A 19184-nucleotide genomic window follows, 5' to 3' on the forward strand; every position below is an offset into this window, starting at 1 on the left:
AGTTGGTACCACGACCCGACCCGGACGCCGTCGCTCACGCCTGCGCCTGCCGCGCGGCGATCTCGACGAACTCCCGCACCAGCGGCGACCGGTCGTCCTCGGCCCAGGCCAGGCACACCTGGTTGTGCCCGAGGTCGCCGACGGACACGTGGACGACGTCCGGCCTGGTGTAGAACGTCGCGGTCGACAGCGGCAGGATCACCACCCCGGCGTACGCGGCGACGTGTTCCAGCTTCTCCTCGACGGAGTTCAGCTCGGGCCGGGGGCGGGGGTCGGGATCCGTCGGACGGTTCGGCAGGTCCCGCCACTCGGGCACCGCATCCGGGTCCTGGAGCAGCCGCTCCTCGACGAGCTCGGCCAGGTCGATCGACTCCTTCCCGGCCAGGCGGTGCTCGTGGGGCAGGACCACGACACGGGGTTCGGTGAACAGGGGGCGCAGGCTCAGGCCGCGCTGGTCGACCGGAAGCCGCACGTAGCTGACGTCGGCGCGCCCCTCGCGTACCACCTCGGCCTGGTCGTTCCAGGAGGTACGGACGACACCGACGGACAGGTCGGGGTGCCGGTCGGCGATCGCGCGAGCCTCGGCGGTGACGATGATGCCGGGCATGAACGCGATGGTGAACGTCGGTCTGCCGTGCGCGGCACGTTGCACCCGCCGGTGCAGTGCCTCGGCGGAGGCGAGCAGCGGACGAGCGTCGGTCAGGAGTTGGCGGCCGGCCTCGGTCAGCACGGTGGAGCGACGATCACGGACGAAGAGCTCTGCGCGGAGTTCGTGCTCGAAGGCCCGGATCTGGCGTGACAGGACCGGCTGGGCGATGTGCAGCCGCGCGGCTGCCCGACCGAAGTGCAGCTCCTCGGCGACCGCCACGAAGTAGCGCAGCTTGCGCAGATCGACGTCCATCCGGTCCCCGTCCGGTTCGGGTTGCTGATCGTTCCACGATACCCACCGGCTTCATGCTCATCGGGTATCACAGCAGGTGAAAGAGGTCTTGGACGCGGGCGTCGGGGTCGACGCATGGTGGGAACCGTCTTCACCACGAACCCCGGAAGGACACGATCATGAACCTCAGCGACCAGCGTGTCGTCGTACTCGGCGGAACCTCGGGAATCGGGCTCGCCACCGCCACCCGGGCCGCCCGCGAGGGCGCCCAGGTCGTGGTCGCCTCCCGCAACCGGCTCAGCGTCGACCGCGCCCTGGCGACCCTGCCGACCGGCACCCAGGGGTACGTCGCCAACCTCACCGATCCCGGCGACGTGGCCCGGCTGTTCCAGGGCCTCGGGCCGTTCGACCACCTCGTCTACACCGCCGGTGAGCCGCTCGCGCTGATGTCCGTCGACGCCCTCGACCTCGCCGCCGCCCGTACCGCCTTCGACCTGCGCTACTTCGGCTCCCTGTCGGCGGTCAACGCGGCACTGCCGTACCTGCGCCCAGGTGGGTCGATCACCCTCACCACCGGCACCGCCAACCACCGGCCGAGCGCCGGCTGGTCGGTGGCGGCCAGCATCACCGGGGCGATCGACGCGCTGGTCCGCGCGCTCGCCGTCGAACTCGCCCCGATCCGGGTCAACGCCGTCTCCGCAGGCGTGATCCGCTCGCCGCTCTGGGACCCGCTTCCGGAGGAAACCCGAGAGCAGATGTACGCCCAGCTCAGCGGGTCACTGCCGCTCGGTCGGGTGGGCGAGCCGGAGGAGGTTGCCGAGGCCTTCGTCTACCTGCTGCGGGCGACCTATGCCACCGGCACGGTGGTGACCGTCGACGGCGGCACCCTGATCGCCTGAGCCGGACTCGATCACGTCGATCATGGAGTTGTGGTGCCCGGAACACGGCAAACCTTTACCTTTGTCACCCACCACAACTCCATGATCGACAGAGTGCCTGGTTCTGTGGCAGGGTTTGGCGGTGAAGGACTTCGGTGTCCGCGCGGCCAGCTCGGCAGATCGCGCGTTCCTGGTCGACATGCTCACGGCGGCAGTGAACTGGTTGCCGGAGCGCAACTGGCCCCGCGAGCAGATCCTGGCTGACCCGGCGCTGGCGCACTACGTCACCGGTTGGATGCGGCCCGACGACTTCGGGATGGTCGCGACGGAGCCGGCGGGCCGGCCGGTCGGGGCGGCCTGGTTCCGGTACCTGACCGCCGCCGACCCGGGTTACGGGTACGTGAGCGACGACGTGCCGGAGCTGACCATCGGTGTGGTGGAGTCGTGGCGGGGCCAGGGGGTGGGTCGGGCCCTCCTGCGCGCCGTCCTGAACGCCGCGCGCGAGCGCGGCGTTCGCACCGTCTCGTTGAGCGTGGAAAGGGCGAACGTCGCCAGACAGCTGTACGTGGCTGAAGGGTTCCGCACTGTCGAGTCGTTCGAGAACGCGGACACGATGGTGGCCGAGATCCAGGCCTGACGCTCACGAACACCCGCCGGGCCCTCACCTGAGCTGTTCGGCCAGTCCGACGATGATGCCCTCGGGACCGCGGACGTAGCAGAGCCGAAAGATGTCCTCGTACCGCTCCAGCTCGCCCACGAGGTCCGCGCCACGGGCACGCAGGCGGGCGACGACGTCCTCGATGTCGTCGACGGCGAACATGATGCGACGAAGACCGAGCGTATTCGCCGGCGCGTCCCTGGGCTCGGGGCTGATCGCCTTCGGCGTGTGGAACATCGCCAGCTCGACCTTGCCCTGGCCGTCCGGGGTGCGCAGCATCGCGACCTCCTGCCGGACGTCGTCGACCCCGATGACACGTTCCACCCACCGTCCCTCGACCGGCCCTCTGCCCTCCAGCTCCATGCCCAGTTCGACGAAGAACGCAATGACAGCGTCGAGGTCCTCGACAACGATGAGGACGTTGTCCATCCGCTGGATCGCCATGCTGGATCTCCCTGGTCCGGTACGGCCCCTGTGGCCGCATCCTCCCCCGGGACGGAGCCGCCCGGCCGTTCTCGACACAGGTTTCGTCAGTCAGTGGCTGACCCCCATCGGGCCACGCCCGTTCCTCGGGCATTCGCCCTGGTGGCGGCCCGCCCAGGCCGCTCGCTCAGTAGCCAGCGAAGTGCGGAGCCAGCGCGATCGTCACGAAGCGGATCGTCCGGCCCAGCAGGCAGGTCACCGCGAAGGCCGTGGAACTCATGGGTGTACGGCCCAGGTAGACGCTGACGGCCAGCAACGGCGGGAACCCGGTGATCGCGCTGACCAGCAGCATCCCGGTGGCCTGGCGGGGACGTTCCATCACCTCGACGAGTCGCGCCCCGGCCGCCTTCGGGCGGGCGAGCATCGTCGCCAGCCGCCCCGCCGGCTCCCGCACGGCGGGTGTGCGCCTGCTGAGCCGGCCTTGCAGCCAGGACGAGTGGATCGCGCCGCGCGCGGCGAGGAAGATCAGGACCTTGCCTGCAGTCTGACCGGCCGCGGCAGCTACACCCAGCGCCACCGACGGCGCGCCGGTCGTCGCCACGGCCGCGATCAGGTACGGCTCGGCCGGTGTGAACGGCAGGAAGGCCGACAGGAGCCCGACGGCCGCAGCCGCCAGGACGGCGATCATGGCCGGGTGTGCGGCAGGCCCGCCGGCAACTTGGCGGCGCAGACCAACGAGACGACCTTCACCGCGGCGACCGCGAGGGCGAACGTGACGGCCACGGCCGTCGGGGCGACGATCGCCAGGATCACCACCGCGGCGGTGTTCAACGCCTTCGCAGGCGGCGACCAGTTCCACAGGTAGATGCGGCGGTCGACGCTGGCGAAGTAGTTCGGACTCAGCAGCGGCCAGCGCAGGAACATCAGGCTCAGCAGCTGGTCGATGACCATGAACTGGACGAGAAACACCGCGACCGGCAGGGCGGTGTCGGGCCGCAGCACGACCAGCGCGGCGGCACAGGCCGACGTGCAGGCACGGTCGGCGACGATGTCGAAGACCGCGCCGGTGCGCGTCTCCTGCCCCAAGGCCCGGGCGGCGGCGCCGTCCAGGATGTCACCGATCCAGTAGATCAGGTATGCGGCGACGAGCAGGTGGACGCTGCGGTGGGTCAACGCCGCCACGGCGAGCGCCACCGAGATGGCGGTCCGGACGGCGGTGATGGCGTTGGGGACGTTGACCAGCGTGACCGGCGGGCTGAGGCCGAGGGCTGTCATTCGGCGTCCTTGAGGATGCGGTGCATCTCGGCGGTGCGTCGGTTCAGATCGGCCAGCTGCGCGCCCATGTCGGCGAGCAGGCGCTGCGTTTCGGCGGCCTGCTCCGCGTACTGCCGCTGCAGTTCGCCGGAGACGGCGACCCGCTTGCGGACGCCGGCATACCAGATGGCCGCGATGACCACGGCGGCGATGACGATGAGGAAGACCGAGGCGGCGATGTCCATCTAACTGTTTCCTTTGGGTACGGCGTCGCCGTCTCCGGCGGTGCTCAGGGTCGTGGCGGCGACCGCCACCACGTCGGGCGTGAGGTGCAGTGAGAACGGGGTGGCCTCGTAGTACTTGAGTGCCTTGCCGTCCGCGGACAACTCCAGATGCGCGGTGACCAGCCCGGCCTTTTCCAACTTCTTGAGGTGCACCTGGAGCAGCGCGCGGCTGATGCCCAGGTCACGGGCGAGTTGTGAGACGTAGGCGCGTTCGCCGGCCAACGCCGCGAGCACACGCAATCGGTGCGGGCTGGCCAGCGTGGCGAGGACCTCGACCAGCCGGTCACCGCTCAGCTCCCATACCTCACCTTGGCTCATGCCAACTATTATTGGCATACGCAAGTCAGAGCGTCAACTCGGGGTGGGGCGAGCGGCGCGGCAAGGGTATTTTCGACCCAACCGTCCGAATCCAAAGGGGTAGCTGCCCGGCGGCGGCACGGCTCTACGACCGCCGGCGTCTGAGGCCGACCTCGTGGCGGCGCAGGAGGCAGTCGGCCAGCCGCTGCCGCCGGACCTGCGGGCCTGGTGGTTGTACGCCGACGGGGCGCATTCCGGCCTTCAGGTCGACGGAGGGTGGCTCATCCCGCCCGGCTTCGTGCCCTACCCGATCGGTGAACCGTTGGAGAGTCGACGCTTGTGGATGGACGGCGGCCCCAGGAACGGCTGCGTGATGGAGTTCCATCGGGACACCGGCGCGCTGGCGCACTGGCCCAGCCACCATGGGCAGATGTGGCCGACGTTCTCGACGACATTGCCGAGCGACTGGAGGAAGGCGAAGCGGAACTCCATGACTCAGGTCGGATCGACTGGCCATGATGTCCGTCTCGGTCAGGGGTTGATCAGTCTCCAGTCGCCTTCGGAGATGACCTCAACGGTGCCATCGACCACCTTGATGGCGGTGTTGTCGTCGATGGCGTACGTCGGGACCGGGATTCCGGACGCCCATTTCTGGATGTTGGACAGCTCGGTGTCCTCCATCTCCGGATGGTTGAGGTGGGGGTACAGAGTGAAATCCACCAGCCCCAGCGCCCGATCGGCGTCCTGCGCCATGTCGCTGCCGTCAGGGACGAACTCTCTGTCGAATTCGGCGTCGCAGTTGTACGGGGTGACCGCGATGCTCCCGGCACTGACCCCCACGTAGACCGTGTCACTCAACGACGGCAGGAGGTCGGCCAGGCCCGACTGACGCAGCCAGTAGGTCAGGTACAGCACATCGCCGCCCCAGACGAGGAGGGCATCGGCCTCCCGGACCGCCGGGACCCAGTTCTCCTCTCGAATGGTCGGCAGCGCGGTGAGCTCCAACATCCCCAGGGATTTCCAACCGAGCTGGGACAGCGGGATCGAAGCCTGGCCGTGGATCGCCTTCCATGCCCTCTCAGCTCCACCGGGGAAGGGGTAGACCGCGGTGGGGATGAACAGGGCCGTGGATTCGGCGATCGGCTTGCCCAGCAGGTCGACGAGCGCATCGGAGATGCTCGGGTTACAGATGCCCGACGACGTGAGAAGAAACTTCATGGAATCCGCTCTCCTGAAGCCACCACATGACGGCGATCATGTTGTCCATTGAGGCCAGCGTCCCGGCTTGCCGAGCCGAGCGACACACCGCTGGATCATCCGCTGGCGGCCGTCCAACCGTCAACCGCCTCCGCCCGCAGCGCTCCGCGAGCTGCACGGCAGGAGCCGAGCATGCCTCGGTGGCAGCTCGGTCCTCGTGACACGCTGCGGGTCCGGGCAGGAGACGTCAGCGAAGCGGATCGGGGAAGGGGACTTCTCCCCTCAGCGCCTTCTCGGCCAACTCCGTCCGCTCCGCATGAAGAACGTTGTCCTGCAGAGGGTGCCTGGGCACGTTGACACACCGCTGACCTGCCAAGACCTCGCACACAGGGCATTCCAGGAAGAGCCCGTTCGACGGCACCAACTCGACGCCCTGAGACAGCGCCGCCCTGCCGATCTTGACGATCGAGTGGTACAGGTCGGGGTCCTGATGCCGGGCCGCGGCAGCAGCGACCTCCCGCAGCCCTTCCCAGAACCGTTCGGCAGCCCTTGGCTCCTCCACGTTGATGCGCACGCCAGCGCCTGCCCGCAACCAGGCCGACGAAACCCCGGCACGGTCTCGGACTCGTTCACACCAACAGATCTCAGCCGCCCGCCACTTGGCGTTGTATTGATCGTGAGCGGCCCGGAGACGCCCTGATCGTTACGGGCGGTACGTCCATCGGCAGGACTGCTCCCCCTCCTGAGTGCCACTGCCTCCACTGCCGCAGACGGTTCAGGGAGGGGAGTGGCGCGCCCGGCGAGGTACGTAGCCTGACCTGGGAACGGTCTTACGCCACGTCCATCGCTTGATCGTTCCACGAATGCTTGAAGAAGGCGTCTTAGCAGTGGCCCTCCAACCAGGTGTCGACGCCGGCCAAACCTATCTATACCTGACCAGTTAGCAGAGGTGGCTGGTTCCAGGCATAGCGAGCATGCTGGGCCACATCCCCCTAAGCCGGGTCACGAGACGAAATTAGAATTTTCCCATCTCTGGACTGTCCGCGCTAACCCAGCCTGAGTAGTAGGCTAATCGGTCAGTAATGTCGTACCCGAGTTCGGCGAGCGCCTTGCGGGTTTTCGCATCGTCGGCTACGCGCCGTTCGATTCTGTAGGGAAAATTGCTCCACTCGGCACATCGCCGTTGTTGGGCTGCTCGCGGCTTGGTGGAAGCCCAAGGACTGAGTTGACGACCAGGCGGCCGACCGTCTCAACCTTCGACGACGGTCGGCCTCTTCATCGCGGCCCGGTACGCCTGCTACTGCATCACCAGCTCGTCGTGCCGGTGAGGACTCCTCATGGTGTCCTAGAACTAGCCGCAGTATGTGAGCGTGCAGTAGAGCTGAACGCTGTTGCCGCCGACCTGGCCTTCGGCGTAGAAGTCGTTGTTCGGGTACTGGTTCGCGAGGTAGATCGGCCCGGCGTACTGGCTGTATTGGTTCGCATCCTCCTTCGATCCGTACGTCACCCCGCCGCCTGCGGGCACCCTGACGAGCGTCGCTCTGGTGTATTTCGTCGTGCCGGTGGTATTGAACGTCACGGCACACATGGTGTTACTGTTCCGGTGCTTCGAAACCACGAGACGGCCGTTGGGGAATTCGTGCGCCTTAATGCGCATGTACTCCGAGCCGCCGCAGATTTCCGGTCCAGTCGCCGCGTGCGCCGGGGTCGCCATCCCTCCGACGAGGAGAACCGTGGCGAGCGCGGCGCCAACCCCACTAGCAATTTTCAACTTTTTCATGGCGAGGATTATAGACATGACCCCTGTCGATCTGACTAGCGCCGAGGTGGCGGCCGTGCGCCCGCGGTCTCGACATGCTCGTCCGGTTCATCGGGCTCGCGGATGCGGCTGTGCTCCCACCTGGCTGTGCCACCCTGCTCGCCCACGAAGGGCAGCGGCACCACCTTCCCGAGGAACTTCGCGCCGACGCAGTGGGTCATCCATGCAGGCGCGGACGTGGAGCGCGTCCTGCAGGACTGCTAGGCGACAGCCGGTCATCGGGGTGAGGGCATTGCAGTGATCGCCTGGCTGGAAGCATGGGCGGATGAGGTCGAGGCTACGCAAGCTACACATCGACGGCCGGAGGTTCACCTGGAAGGCCGACATCCGATCCGCATCTGACCCGGACGGTCGTCTGCACCGCTGCATAAGGCTCCGCGTGTGGGGTGCAGGAAAAAACGGTCACGTCCTACAGGTCGACCTGACCGAGCTGCCCTCCTCAGCACCCACCGTTGCCTCTGGCTATCCGTACGTCGAGACCGACGTGCACGGCAGTGGGGAAACGTATCCGTTCCCGACAGCTGCGGACGTACGCATTCTTGTCTGTTACGGGCTGAGCGCTGGTTGGACACCGGAGGCGTTGGGTGGGACGTTCCAAGTCACCCCGGCAGCTGAACTCGAGCTACCGGGGTTTGCCATCACCGATCTTCTATGGGCCGTTGACCAGCACCGCTAGTGCTGGGCGCAGACCGACGGCGTCAGGTGCCCGCACGACAACAATGACCGACTGCCAGAGCTGGCCGCACGTGTCACCCACGTCCCGAGACTGGTCTGTCACCTACATCCTGAGACCCGACATCGCCGGCAGTCCGGCCGGCCCGGTCAGAGGCCAAGGCTCCACCTGATGTTCGCCAAACGATCGGGTGAGGCTGTCTAGAGGAGCTTTGCCGTTCTCGGCGGTGCCGAGCGAGGGGTCGGCCGATGACGTCGCTGGTGGTGTAGGCAGTCATTCCGAGCGTGAGCAGGTGCGGCCGCTGGTCGGCCGTCCAGTCCGCGGTTTCATTGCCTGCTCGGATCAGCTCGGGGGCCACGTGTAGTAGTAGCGACGTCTCCTCCCTACCAGGGAGGGCCTCACGCGCCGGGCATTGATGCGCCCTTCGGTGAGGACCAGGCCGCCGAGGACGTCCCGGAAGCCGTTGACGGCCTGGAGACGGCGTGATCATGGTTCGAGGGCCCTCGGGACGACCGTAATTGCAGGTCAGCGACCTTGCGCCCGTCACTTGGCGTTGAAGTAGCTGGCCTCCGGGTGGTGGACCACGATCGCGTCGGTGGCCTGCTCCGGCATCAGCTGGAACTCCTCGGACAACTCGACCCCGATCCGCTCCGATCCGAGCAGGTCCACGATCTTCGCCCGGTCCTCCAGGTCAGGGCAGGCCGGGTAGCCGAACGCGTACCGGCAGCCCCGGTAGTCGTTGCGCAGCAGACCGGCCAGGTCCGTCGGGTCGTCGTGGCCCAGCGGACGGCCGTCGGGCAGGGTCAGCTCCGCCCGGATGCGCCGGTGCCAGTACTCCGCGAGCGCCTCGGTGAGCTGCACGGACAGGCCGTGCACCTCCAGGTAGTCGCGGTACTCGTTGCGGGCGAACAGCTTCGCCGCGTACTCGCTGACCGGCTGGCCCACGGTGACCAGTTGCAACGCGACCACATCGAGCTGGTCGCCCTTGGGCTTGAAGAAGTCCGCCAGGCAGAGCCGCCGCTCCTGGCGCTGGCGGGGAAACGAGAACCGGGCGCGCTCCGCGTGCCCGTTCTCGTCGAGCACCACCAGGTCATTGCCTTCGGAGTACGCGGGGAAGTAGCCGTACACCACGGCTGCCTCCAGCACCTGGTCGGCGATCAACCGGTCCAGCCAGTAACGCAGACGCGGCCGGCCCTCGGTCTCCACCAGCTCGTCATAGGACGGACCGTTGCCGCCTCGGGCGCCGTTCAGCCCCCACTGCCCACGGAAGGTGGCCCGCTCGTCGAGCAGCGCCGCGTAGTCGGCCATCGGAACGCCCTTGATCACCCGGGTGCCGAAGAACGGCGGGGTGGGCACGGCCACGTCCACTGCCACGTCGGAGCGGGTCGAGGAGTCGTGCAGCTCCGGCAGGGACTCGCTGACCATGGACCGTTGCCGTTCCCGGCGGGCCCGCCGCGCCGCGAGCGCCGCTTCCCGCTCCGGGTCGATCACCGGCGCGCCGCCACGCTTGGCGGTCATCACCTTGTCCATCAGGGACAACCCCTCGAAGGCGTCCCGGGCGTAGTGCACCTGCCCGGGGAACATCGACCGCAGGTCGTCCTCGACGTACGCGCGGGTCAGCGCCGCCCCACCCAGCAGGACGGGCCAGCGCTCCGCGACCCCGCGCGTGGCCATCTCGGCGAGGTTTTCCTTCATGATGACGGTGCTCTTGACCAGCAGCCCGGACATGCCGATGGCGTCGGCGCGGTGCTGCTCGGCGGCGTCCAGGATGGCGCTGATCGGCTGCTTGATGCCGATGTTCACCACCTCGTAGCCGTTGTTCGACAGGATGATGTCGACCAGGTTCTTACCGATGTCGTGCACGTCGCCACGCACGGTGGCGAGCACGATGCGGCCCTTGCCGCCGTCCTCGACGGTCTCCATGTGCGGCTCCAGGTAGGCCACCGCGGTCTTCATCACCTCGGCGGACTGGAGCACGAACGGGAGCTGCATCTGGCCGGAGCCGAACAGCTCACCGACCACCTTCATACCGTCCAGCAGGATGTCGTTGATGATCGACAGCGGGGACCGGCCGCCGGCCATCGCCTCGTCCAGGTCGGCCTCCAGGCCGTTGCGCTCACCGTCGATGATCCGCCGCTTGAGCCGCTCGTCCAGCGGCAGCGCCGCCAACTCCTGCGCCCGGCTGGCCCGGGCGCTGGTCACGTCGACACCCTCGAACAGCTCCAGGAAACGCTGCACCGGGTCGTACCCCTCGCGGCGCCGGTCGTAGACCAGGTCCAGGGCGACCTCGCGCTGCTCCTCGGGGATCTTCGACATCGGCAGGATCTTGCTGGCGTGCACGATCGCCGACGTCAGCCCGGCCTGCACGCACTCGTGCAGGAACACCGAGTTGAGCACCTGCCGGGCGGCCGGGTTGAGCCCGAAGGAGATGTTCGAGATGCCCAGCGTGAAGTTGACGCCCGGGTAGCGGCGGGTGATCTCCCGGATCGCCTCGATCGTCTCGATGCCGTCGCGGCGGGTCTCCTCCTGGCCGGTGGCGATCGGGAAGGTCAGCGCGTCGATCAGGATGTCGGAGCGGTCCAGGCCCCACCGGCCGGTCAGGTCGTCGATCAGCCGCGCCGCGACCCGGACCTTCCACTCCTGGGTACGCGCCTGCCCCTCCTCGTCGATGAGCAGCGCCACCACTGCGGCGCCGTGCTCGCGGACGATCGGCATCACCCGCGCGTACCGGGAGTCGGGACCGTCGCCGTCCTCGAAGTTCACCGAGTTGACCACGCACCGGCCGCCGAGCATCTCCAGACCGGCCTCCACCACGTTCGGCTCGGTGGAGTCCAACATGATCGGGAGCGTCGACGCGGTGGCGAACCGGCCGGCCAGCTCGCGCATGTCCTGCGTGCCGTCGCGGCCGACGTAGTCCACGCACAGGTCGAGCAGGTGCGAGCCGTCGCGGGCCTGACTGCGGGCGATCTCCACGCAGGCCCGCCAGTCGCCGGCGAGCATCGCATCCCGGAACGCCTTGGAACCGTTGGCGTTGGTCCGCTCCCCCACCATCAGCACCGACGCGTCCTGGGCGAACGGCACCGGGTGGTAGACCGAGGAGACACCCGCCTCGTGCCGGGGCTCACGGGCCGGGGCGGTGACGCCGTGCAACCGCTCGGACAGCACCCGGATGTGCTCCGGGGTGGTGCCGCAGCAGCCGCCGACCAGCCCCACGCCGTACTCGGTGATGAACCGCTCCAGGGCCTCGGCCAGCTCCACGGGAGTCAGCGGGAAGTATGCCCCGTCGGCGGTCAGCACCGGCAGGCCGGCGTTCGGCATCACCGACAGCGGGATGCGGGAGTGCTGCGACAGGTATCGCAGGTGCTCGCTCATCTCCGCCGGGCCGGTCGAGCAGTTGAGCCCGATCAGGTCCACCCCGAGCGGCTCGATCGCCGCCAGGGCCGCACCGATCTCGCTGCCCACCAGCATCGTGCCGGTGGTCTCCACCGCCACGTGGCAGATGATCGGCACCGACTGGCCCAGCTCGGCCATCGCCCGCTTCGACCCGACCACGGCCGCCTTGACCTGGAGCAGGTCCTGGCAGGTCTCGATGATCAGCGCGTCCGCGCCACCGACGATCAGACCGGCGGCGTTCTCCTGGTACGCGTCGCGCAGGGTCGCGTAGGCGGCGTGCCCGAGGGTGGGCAGTTTGGTGCCCGGCCCGATCGACCCGAGCACGAACCGGGGCCGCTGCGGGGTGCTGGCCGCGTCGGCGGCCTCCCGGGCGATGCGGGCGCCCGCCTCGGACAGCTCCCGGATGCGCTGCGGGATGTCGTACTCGGCGAGGTTGGCCAGGTTGGCGCCGAACGTGTTGGTCTCCACGCAGTCGGCGCCGGCGGCCAGGTAGGCGTCGTGCACCCCACGCACCACGTCCGGCCGGGTGACGTTGAGGATCTCGTTGCACCCTTCGAGGCCGTCGAAGTCGTCGAGCGTGAGGTCCGCGGCCTGCAGCATCGTGCCCATCGCCCCGTCGGCGATGAGAATCCGGTCGGCCAGCACATCCATCAACGAAGTCCGCACCCGTTCAGGTTAGTGCCGTCCCCGCCGCACCCAGCGCCCCTCGGCACCCGATCCCATATTGTGTCAGCGGGATCACCTGTCTGGTTCGTTCGTGTATGACCGGTCGTCGGTCCGGTGGACCGGCGCGGCCGACGGGCCGCATCCCTGCCCGGCACGTAGGCTGGCGGACGTGAAGGACAACAGGGACGCCGCTGTGCCACACGGTATGACGACCGGGCGCGATCCCGGCGCCGGCCGCGACGAGCAGGGTGAGGTGACGGCGTGACCGAGTTCGACGGACTGCCGGTGCTGCGGTCCCCGGTGGCCATCGCCGCCTTCGAGGGCTGGAACGACGCCGCCGACGCGTCCACCGCGGCCGTCGAGCACCTGGAACAGGTCTGGAACGCGCGGCAGATCGCCGAGTTGGATCCGGAGGACTTCTACGACTTCCAGGTCAGCCGGCCCACCATCACCATGGCCGACGGGGAGACCCGCCGCGTGGAGTGGCCGACGACCCGGTTCATGGTGGCCAGCCCGGAGGGCACCGACCGCGACGTGGTGCTGATCCGCGGCATCGAGCCGAGCATGCGCTGGCGGACGTTCTGCGAGCAGGTGCTGGAGATCTGCCACAGCCTCGAGGTCGAACGGGTGGTGCTGCTCGGCGCGCTGCTGGCCGATGTTCCCTACACCCGGCCGCTGCCGATCAGCGGCAGTGCGTCCGACGCGCAGGCCGCCGAGCGTTACCAGCTCACCCCCACCCGCTACGACGGGCCGACCGGCATCGTCGGTGTGCTGCACGACGCCTGCACCCGCGCCGAGGTCGACGCAGTGTCGTTCTGGGTGCACGTGCCGCACTACGCCAACAACCCGCCCTGCCCCAAGGCCACCCTCGCCCTGCTGCACCGGGTCGAGGAGGTCGTCGACCTGCCGGTGCCGATGGCCGACCTGGCCGAGGAGTCCGCCGAGTGGGAGCAGCGGGTGCGCAGCGCCGCCGAGCAGGACGCCGAGCTGGGCGAATACGTTCGTGAGCTGGAGGAACGGGTCGGCGACGAGGGCATCACCCCGTTGACCGGCGACGAGATCGCCCAGGAGTTCGAGAAGTACCTGCGCCGACGGGGCGGTTCAGCCGGCCCGACCGCCGGCTCCTGGTAGCCAACTGTTCACTGCGGGCCCTCGGACCTTCTCTGGTCCGAGGGCCCGTTTTTTGGCGTGTCCGGGGTGGCGCCGTCACACCCGCTAGGGCATCCTAGGAACCTAGATGTGATCAAGGAGGCGGGTGTGCAGATCAATCCCGGGGCCGCCGAGTTCCCGCACCGACAGATTGCCACGCAGCTCAAGGCCCAGGTCCGCCGCGGCGACTGGGGACCCGGCGAGCGACTGCCGTCCATCCCGGCCATCGCCGAGATGTTCGGCGTCGCCAAGCAGACAGTGCAACGCGCCGTCGACCAACTGCGGGTCGAGGGCATCCTGATCACCAAACCCGGCTCCGGTACGTACGTCCGGGGCACCCGCCGCCGACTCAACCGACTCTCCCGAGGGCGGTACGGCGGCTTCCGCGGCTACCACACCGACCTGGCCGCCCGGTACCGCCAACAACTCGTCTCCGTCGGCCACTCCCCCGCCCCCGCCGAGGTCGCCGACGCGTTCGGGGTGCCCGACGGCACCAACCTGCTCTGCCGGCGACACCTCGTCCGCACCGACGACTCCCCCGTCGAGGTCGGCGCGTCCTGGTTCCTGCCCCGCGACACCGCCGGCACCTCGCTGGAGCGCACCGAGGCCTTCGGCCGCCCCCTCTATCAGGAGGCGGAGGAAGCCACCGGGCGGCGGTACGTCTCCGCCACCGACACGATCAGCGCCCGCCAGCCCAGCCGGGAGGAGGCCGAGACACTCCAGATCCGGCCGGACACCCCGGTGCTGCACCTGCTGCACGTCGCGTACGACACGCACCACAAGCCGATCGAGGTGGCCCAGGCCACCTGGCCCGGCCCGATGACGACCCTCACCGAGGAATACAAGATCCCCGCCCCGACCCCCGACCCGGAGCCCGACCCCGGCCTGGTCCTGGGCTGACCCGGTCCCGCCCACGCCCCGCGCGATCCGCGCCCATCCCGTTGATCATGAGGTTGACGGGTCCGGCGGAGATCAAACCGCCCGTCAACCTCATGATCGACGGGGGCGTCGCGGTGATCGACTCGGGTTGCAAGAAATCGGGGCATCACACCGGCCCGGACACCGCGACTTCCTGAAAGCCGAGTCGATCACGCCCGCCGCGGCGAGGCGCGCGGCGCCGCGGCGAGGCGCGCGGCGCTGCGGCGCGCGTGCCGTCTGCCGGGAGAGGGTGCTCAGAGGCGGATGCCCAGGAGGGCGTCCACCGTGTTCGCGAAGAGGGCGGGCGCTTCGGCGTCGTCCGTGGCGCCGGCGAGGGTCGCCTCGGCCCAGTGGTCGGCGACCGCCAGGGCACCGGGAGTGTCGAGGTCGTCGGCCAGGCGCTCGCGTACGCCGGCCAGCAGCTCGGCCCCGGACGGCCCGGCCGGCGCGGCGGCGGCCCGCCGCCAACGGTCCAGGCGCTCCTTGGCGGTCGTGAGCAGCTCGTCGGTCCAGGTGCGGTCGCTGCGGTAGTGCCCGGAGATCAACGCCAGGCGGACCGCCATCGGGTCGACCTTGTCGGCGCGCAGCCGGGACACGAAGACCAGGTTGCCGCGGGACTTGGACATCTTTTCGCCGTCCAGGCCGATCATCCCGGCGTGCACGTAGTGCTCGGCGAACGGCGCCTGACCGGTGAGCCGCTCGGCGTGCGCGGCGGACGCCTCGTGGTGCGGGAACAGCAGGTCGTTGCCGCCGCCCTGGACGTCGATCCGGTCACCGAGCAGGTTCAGCGCGATGACCGCGCACTCGATGTGCCATCCGGGGCGGCCCGGGCCCAGCTCCCCGCCCGGCCAGGACGGCTCCCCCTCGCGGGCGCCACGCCACAGCAGCGGGTCCAGTGGGTCGCGCTTGCCGGCGCGGTCGGGGTCACCGCCGCGCTCCGGGAAGATCTCCAGCATCTGCTCGCGGGTCAGGTTCGACTCGTAGCCGAACCGGCCCGTGGCGGAGATGTCGAAGTAGACGTCGCCGGTGCCGTCGTCGAGGCGGTACGCGGCGCCGTCCTTGACCAGCACCTCGACCTTGTCGGCGATGTCCGGGATGGACTCGACAGCGCCCACGTAGTGCTCCGGCGGGATGATCCGCAGAGCCTCCATGTCCTCGCGGAACAGCGCCGTCTCCCGCATCGCCAGGACCACCCAGTCCTCGCCGTCGCGGGCGGCCCGCTCCAGCAGCGGGTCGTCGATGTCGGTGACGTTCTGCACGTAGCGCACCGGGCGGCCGGCGTCCCGCCACATCCGCTGCACCAGGTCGAACGTGATCATGGTGGCGGCGTGGCCGAGGTGGGTGGCGTCGTACGGGGTGATGCCGCAGACGTACATGCTCCCCGCGTCGGCCGGTTCGCTCGGGTGGACACCCTGCCGCGCCGAGTCGTACAGCGCCAACGGCTTGCCCCTGCCCGGCAGCCGTGGCACCTCGTGTCCCGCCCAAGACTCCATGGGATCAGCCTAGCCAGCCCGACGACGAGGTCGGAGCGCCTCACGGGTGATCAAGATGACAACGGGTCACATGGGCGGCCAGGGGATCGCCGGCCAGTCCTCCGGTGGCTGCGGGAAGCGACCGGTCTCGCGCAACCGGTCGATCCGGGAGGCCACCTCGGTCACCTCACTGATGGTGAGGTGGTCGGCCAACTCCGCGCCGAGCGCGCCGGCGATCTGCCCGGCGAGCCCGTCGAGCATCTCCACGGCGTCCGCGGGCAGCTGCTTGCCGGCCCAACCCCAGAGCACCGTACGTAGCTTGTCCTCCACGTGGAAGCTCACCCCGTGGTCCACGCCGTAGATCCGGTCGTCGGCACCGACCAGCACGTGAGCGCCCTTGCGGTCCGCGTTGTTGATCACCGCGTCGAGCACCGCGAGGCGGGCCAGCCGTGGGTCGTCGGCGTGCGCGAGGGCGTACGCGGCGCCGTCGTCGTCGCGGGCCGCGGCGATCGGGAACCAGCGTGGCGGCAGCTCCCCGGCCGGCAGGAACCCGACCAGCGGCTCGGCGTCCTCCGGCTCGTCGATCCACAGCTGGCAGGAACCGGGGCCGAACGGGCCGTCGCGCAGCACGGTGGGCGGCACCAGGTCCCAACCGGTCGCCCGGGAGACCAGGTACGCCGAGACCTCCCGGCCGGCCAGGGTGCCGTCGGGGAAGTCCCAGAGCGGGCGCTCGCCCCGGACCGGTTTGTAGACGCAGCGGGCGGTGACCCCCTCCAGGGTCAGGATGCCGCGCAGGGTCGTGTTGGACGCGTCGACCAGCCGACCTTCCAGGTCGAGTACGCCGTCACGCAGAAGCCGCAGCGCGGCGTCGCCGTCCTGGCGAGGCTGGAGGCCGGACGAGGTCACCGGTGATAACCGTTGTGCCGCGGGCACAGGTGCCCGGCGGGGTCCAACGGTTGGCCGCAGAGCGGGCACGGCGGCCGGCCCGCGTTGACCACTCGCCGGGCCCGCTCGATGAACTGGCGGGTCGCCTGCGGGGTGAGCCGGACCCGGAGCCGGTCCAGGTCCTCGTCCGGCTCTTCGTCCTCGTCGTCGTCTTCGTCCTCGTCGTCCTCGTCGCCCAGCTCGACCTCGGGCTCCACCTCGCCCGCGGCGATCGCCTCGATCACCACGGTCGCGGTGTCCACGTCGAAGGCCAGCCCGAGGGTCCCGACCCGGAACTCCTCGTCGACCGGAGTGTCCAGTGGCTCGTTGTCGCCGATCACCGGCGCCAGCTCGGGCAGATCCACCCCGAAGCGACGTTGTGCCTCGGTGAGCAGCTCCTCCAGCTTCTCGGCGAGCAGGGACACCTGGACCTTCTCCAGCGCGACGCTGACCAGCCGGCCGCCGCCGCGAGCCTGCAGGAAGAACGTGCGCTCCCCCGGCGGCCCGACAGTCCCGGCGACGAACCGCTCCGGCGGTTCGAAGGCGTGCACCTGGTGGGTCATACCCACGACCCTATCCGGCCCGCCATGGCACCGCGCACCCCACCGACCCGAATCACCGTGGTCCCCGCCACGCCCGGCGCACCGGCCCTTGCACCCGGGCGTGGCGCACTCCGGCTCACCGGCCGGCCCCCGCGCCGCCGCCCACCGGGGCGTCGGAGTCGGCCGCGCTCGTCGCCGCCCGCGCCGCCCGGCGGCGCTTGCGTGGCGGCGGCGCGAGTGCGGCCAGGTCGCCCCCGGTGTCGTTGAGCCGCAGCAGGAACGGCCGCAGCGTCGTATACCGGATCGCCGTCACCGACGCCGGGTCGGCCACGATCCGCTGAAAAAGATCAAGGTGTACGCCGAGCGCGTCGGCCACGATCGCCTTGATCACGTCGCCATGGCTGCACGCCAGCCAGACCGCCTCCGGGCCGTGCTCGGAGGTGATCCGCGCATCCCATGCGCGCACCGCCGCGACCGCCCGTGCGGCCATCGCCGCCATCGCCTCACCCTGCGGGAAGACCACGGCGCTGGGGTGCTGCTGGACCACCGGCCAGAGCGGCTCCTTCGCCAGCTTCTTCAGTGGCTGTCCCTCCCAGGCTCCGTAGCCGCACTCGATCAAGCCCTCCTCCACGAGCGGGTCGGCGTCGGGCAGCGCGAGCTCCAGGGTCTGCCGGCACCGGATAAGCGGGCTGGTCACCACCGCGGCGAGCGGCACCGACCGCAGCCGCTCGCCGACCGCGGCCGCCTGGGCCCGGCCCGTCTCGTCCAGCTCGACCGGCTGGCGGCCGGCCAGGCCGCCGTCGGCGTTCGCGGTCGTCCGGCCGTGTCGCAGAAGCAGAAGGGTCGCCACGGGGACCACCCTATGACCTGCGCCCGACCGGCAGCATCGCCCTCCGGCCTGCCCGTGTCCGCGTCGCCCGGTGGGATCGGACGGGAAACGGATCGAGCCGCTGCCTTGGCGGTAAAATACTGAATGCCCGGGTTGTCCGGGCCCTCTGTCGGGAGGGTGTGAAAGGCGATGGGCGACCCGGCACCCGCGCAGGCCTCGGCCATCTCGGACCCGCAGGACGTGTACGGGGAGTTCCGGCGCCCGCTCCTGGTCCTCGCCCTCACCACCGGCATCGCCGGCTTCGTGGACGCGTTCGCCTTCCTGCGCTACGGCGCGTTCGTCGCCAACCAGTCGGGCAACGCCGTCCTCCTGGGCATCGGCCTGGCCGGACGACACGCCGCCTGGCCCGAGTCCGCGGCCTCACTGATCGCGTTCGCCGCCGGGACGGGCGTGGTCTCACAGGTACGCGCGGCACGCAGCCCGTGGTCGCCGTCCTTGCGGGGACTCGCCTGCGCCGTGCTCACGCTGGCGCTCTGGGCGGTGCTCAACGTCCTGCTCCACCACGGCCGGCAGGGCGGGCCGCCGCGGATCGCGCTGGCGGCCGCGGGTGGCTTCGCCATGGGCGCGCTGGCGACCCTGTTCGTCCGCACGGCCGGGATCACCACCCACATCACCTACCAGTCGGGCACGGTGGCGAAGATCGGCGAACGCGTCGGGCGTTGGCTCGCCGGACCGGACAACGGCCGGAAGCGGGCCCGGCAGGGCACCTTCCTCGGGCTCCTGGCACTGCTCTGCTACGCCACCGGAGGCGGCATCGGAACGCTGGCGCAGCAACAACCACTCTGGGTGCCGGCCTGGGGAACGCTCGCCCTGTCCGCCCTGTCGTTCCTGCTCCGTTGCCGCCGGTCAAAGAGGTGACCTGGGCCCG

Annotated in this window: 20 protein-coding genes; 5 read left to right on the top strand and 15 right to left on the bottom strand. The window is 69.7% G+C overall.

The window, feature by feature from the left end:
• Positions 1-34 precede the first annotated feature (34 nt).
• A complete protein-coding gene (locus KBX46_RS23705; protein WP_210794110.1) occupies positions 35-901 on the bottom strand; it encodes a LysR family transcriptional regulator in 867 nt (288 codons plus the stop codon).
• Between the two features lie 158 nt (positions 902-1059).
• Here KBX46_RS23705 and KBX46_RS23710 point away from each other — a divergent pair, with 158 nt between their 5' ends.
• Positions 1060-1779 (top strand): SDR family oxidoreductase, encoded by a 720-nt coding sequence (locus KBX46_RS23710; protein ID WP_210794111.1) that lies wholly within the window; start codon positions 1060-1062, stop codon positions 1777-1779.
• A 121-nt stretch (positions 1780-1900) separates the two neighbouring features.
• The gene (locus KBX46_RS23715) at positions 1901-2395 is read left to right on the top strand and encodes a GNAT family N-acetyltransferase (protein WP_210794112.1); all 495 of its coding nucleotides are present in this window, start codon (positions 1901-1903) and stop codon (positions 2393-2395) included.
• Positions 2396-2419: 24 nt separating this feature from the next.
• Here KBX46_RS23715 and KBX46_RS23720 read toward each other — a convergent pair whose 3' ends face one another.
• From KBX46_RS23720 to metH, 10 genes are all read right to left on the bottom strand, one after another.
• The gene (locus tag KBX46_RS23720) at positions 2420-2860 is read right to left on the bottom strand and encodes a VOC family protein (protein ID WP_210794113.1); all 441 of its coding nucleotides are present in this window, start codon (positions 2858-2860) and stop codon (positions 2420-2422) included.
• A gap of 166 nt (positions 2861-3026) precedes the next feature.
• Positions 3027-3527, bottom strand: coding sequence for a hypothetical protein (locus tag KBX46_RS23725; RefSeq protein ID WP_210794114.1), 501 nt, complete (start codon positions 3525-3527; stop codon positions 3027-3029).
• Positions 3524-4114: a CDP-alcohol phosphatidyltransferase family protein gene (locus KBX46_RS23730; RefSeq protein WP_210794115.1), complete on the bottom strand. Its 591-nt coding sequence runs from the start codon at positions 4112-4114 to the stop codon at positions 3524-3526. Before KBX46_RS23730 ends, KBX46_RS23725 begins: the two co-directional genes overlap by 4 nt.
• Positions 4111-4338: a hypothetical protein gene (locus KBX46_RS23735; protein ID WP_088948075.1), complete on the bottom strand. Its 228-nt coding sequence runs from the start codon at positions 4336-4338 to the stop codon at positions 4111-4113. Before KBX46_RS23735 ends, KBX46_RS23730 begins: the two co-directional genes overlap by 4 nt.
• On the bottom strand, positions 4339-4695 hold the full coding sequence (locus tag KBX46_RS23740; RefSeq protein WP_088948074.1) for a winged helix-turn-helix domain-containing protein: 357 nt from the start codon (positions 4693-4695) through the stop codon (positions 4339-4341). It abuts the gene before it with no gap.
• Positions 4696-4977: 282 nt separating this feature from the next.
• Positions 4978-5166 (bottom strand): hypothetical protein, encoded by a 189-nt coding sequence (locus tag KBX46_RS23745; RefSeq protein ID WP_210794116.1) that lies wholly within the window; start codon positions 5164-5166, stop codon positions 4978-4980.
• 39 nt (positions 5167-5205) lie between these two features.
• Entirely contained in the window at positions 5206-5892 is a 687-nt protein-coding gene (locus KBX46_RS23750) for a Type 1 glutamine amidotransferase-like domain-containing protein (RefSeq protein ID WP_210794117.1), read from the bottom strand.
• A gap of 226 nt (positions 5893-6118) precedes the next feature.
• Positions 6119-6445, bottom strand: coding sequence for a hypothetical protein (locus KBX46_RS23755; protein WP_088948072.1), 327 nt, complete (start codon positions 6443-6445; stop codon positions 6119-6121).
• 777 nt (positions 6446-7222) lie between these two features.
• Positions 7223-7651, bottom strand: coding sequence for a hypothetical protein (locus tag KBX46_RS23760; protein ID WP_157743978.1), 429 nt, complete (start codon positions 7649-7651; stop codon positions 7223-7225).
• A 1255-nt stretch (positions 7652-8906) separates the two neighbouring features.
• The gene (metH, locus tag KBX46_RS23765) at positions 8907-12407 is read right to left on the bottom strand and encodes a methionine synthase (RefSeq protein ID WP_247668084.1); all 3501 of its coding nucleotides are present in this window, start codon (positions 12405-12407) and stop codon (positions 8907-8909) included.
• A 276-nt stretch (positions 12408-12683) separates the two neighbouring features.
• Here metH and KBX46_RS23770 point away from each other — a divergent pair, with 276 nt between their 5' ends.
• Both KBX46_RS23770 and KBX46_RS23775 read left to right on the top strand, forming a co-directional pair.
• Entirely contained in the window at positions 12684-13553 is an 870-nt protein-coding gene (locus KBX46_RS23770; RefSeq protein WP_030332815.1) for a PAC2 family protein, read from the top strand.
• 126 nt (positions 13554-13679) lie between these two features.
• On the top strand, positions 13680-14471 hold the full coding sequence (locus KBX46_RS23775; RefSeq protein WP_088948070.1) for a GntR family transcriptional regulator: 792 nt from the start codon (positions 13680-13682) through the stop codon (positions 14469-14471).
• A 272-nt stretch (positions 14472-14743) separates the two neighbouring features.
• Here the strand turns inward: KBX46_RS23775 and mshC are convergent, their stop codons facing one another.
• From mshC to KBX46_RS23795, 4 genes are all read right to left on the bottom strand, one after another.
• Positions 14744-15982: a cysteine--1-D-myo-inosityl 2-amino-2-deoxy-alpha-D-glucopyranoside ligase gene (gene mshC / locus KBX46_RS23780; protein WP_210794118.1), complete on the bottom strand. Its 1239-nt coding sequence runs from the start codon at positions 15980-15982 to the stop codon at positions 14744-14746.
• A gap of 66 nt (positions 15983-16048) precedes the next feature.
• Positions 16049-16867 carry an SCO1664 family protein gene (locus tag KBX46_RS23785; protein WP_210794119.1) on the bottom strand — a complete coding sequence of 273 codons (819 nt, stop codon included), beginning with the start codon at positions 16865-16867 and terminating at the stop codon, positions 16049-16051.
• Entirely contained in the window at positions 16864-17448 is a 585-nt protein-coding gene (locus KBX46_RS23790) for a DUF3090 domain-containing protein (protein ID WP_088948067.1), read from the bottom strand. The genes KBX46_RS23785 and KBX46_RS23790 overlap by 4 nt, the downstream gene beginning before the upstream one ends.
• 115 nt (positions 17449-17563) lie before the next feature.
• Entirely contained in the window at positions 17564-18286 is a 723-nt protein-coding gene (locus tag KBX46_RS23795) for an MSMEG_4193 family putative phosphomutase (protein WP_088948066.1), read from the bottom strand.
• Positions 18287-18445: 159 nt separating this feature from the next.
• On the opposite strand from KBX46_RS23795, the gene KBX46_RS23800 reads away from it, so the two are divergent.
• Positions 18446-19174 (top strand): YoaK family protein, encoded by a 729-nt coding sequence (locus tag KBX46_RS23800; protein WP_210794120.1) that lies wholly within the window; start codon positions 18446-18448, stop codon positions 19172-19174.
• Positions 19175-19184 lie beyond the last annotated feature (10 nt).

It is taken from the genome of Micromonospora sp. C81, from assembly GCF_018070425.1.
Classification (GTDB): domain Bacteria; phylum Actinomycetota; class Actinomycetes; order Mycobacteriales; family Micromonosporaceae; genus Micromonospora; species Micromonospora zamorensis.

Bases quoted from the DNA above. Each gene is read 5' to 3' on its own strand.
- KBX46_RS23800 (WP_210794120.1), top strand. From the start codon at position 18,446: ATGGGCGACCCGGCACCCGCGCAGGCCTCGGCCATCTCGGACCCGCAG.
- KBX46_RS23710 (WP_210794111.1), top strand. From the start codon at position 1,060: ATGAACCTCAGCGACCAGCGTGTCGTCGTACTCGGCGGAACCTCGGGA.
- KBX46_RS23725 (WP_210794114.1), bottom strand. From the start codon at position 3,527: ATGATCGCCGTCCTGGCGGCTGCGGCCGTCGGGCTCCTGTCGGCCTTC.
- KBX46_RS23745 (WP_210794116.1), bottom strand. From the start codon at position 5,166: ATGGAGTTCCGCTTCGCCTTCCTCCAGTCGCTCGGCAATGTCGTCGAG.
- metH (WP_247668084.1), bottom strand. From the start codon at position 12,407: ATGGATGTGCTGGCCGACCGGATTCTCATCGCCGACGGGGCGATGGGC.
- KBX46_RS23730 (WP_210794115.1), bottom strand. From the start codon at position 4,114: ATGACAGCCCTCGGCCTCAGCCCGCCGGTCACGCTGGTCAACGTCCCC.
- mshC (WP_210794118.1), bottom strand. From the start codon at position 15,982: ATGGAGTCTTGGGCGGGACACGAGGTGCCACGGCTGCCGGGCAGGGGC.
- KBX46_RS23720 (WP_210794113.1), bottom strand. From the start codon at position 2,860: ATGGCGATCCAGCGGATGGACAACGTCCTCATCGTTGTCGAGGACCTC.
- KBX46_RS23735 (WP_088948075.1), bottom strand. From the start codon at position 4,338: ATGGACATCGCCGCCTCGGTCTTCCTCATCGTCATCGCCGCCGTGGTC.
- KBX46_RS23740 (WP_088948074.1), bottom strand. From the start codon at position 4,695: ATGAGCCAAGGTGAGGTATGGGAGCTGAGCGGTGACCGGCTGGTCGAG.
- KBX46_RS23760 (WP_157743978.1), bottom strand. From the start codon at position 7,651: ATGAAAAAGTTGAAAATTGCTAGTGGGGTTGGCGCCGCGCTCGCCACG.
- KBX46_RS23705 (WP_210794110.1), bottom strand. From the start codon at position 901: ATGGACGTCGATCTGCGCAAGCTGCGCTACTTCGTGGCGGTCGCCGAG.
- KBX46_RS23750 (WP_210794117.1), bottom strand. From the start codon at position 5,892: ATGAAGTTTCTTCTCACGTCGTCGGGCATCTGTAACCCGAGCATCTCC.
- KBX46_RS23790 (WP_088948067.1), bottom strand. From the start codon at position 17,448: ATGACCCACCAGGTGCACGCCTTCGAACCGCCGGAGCGGTTCGTCGCC.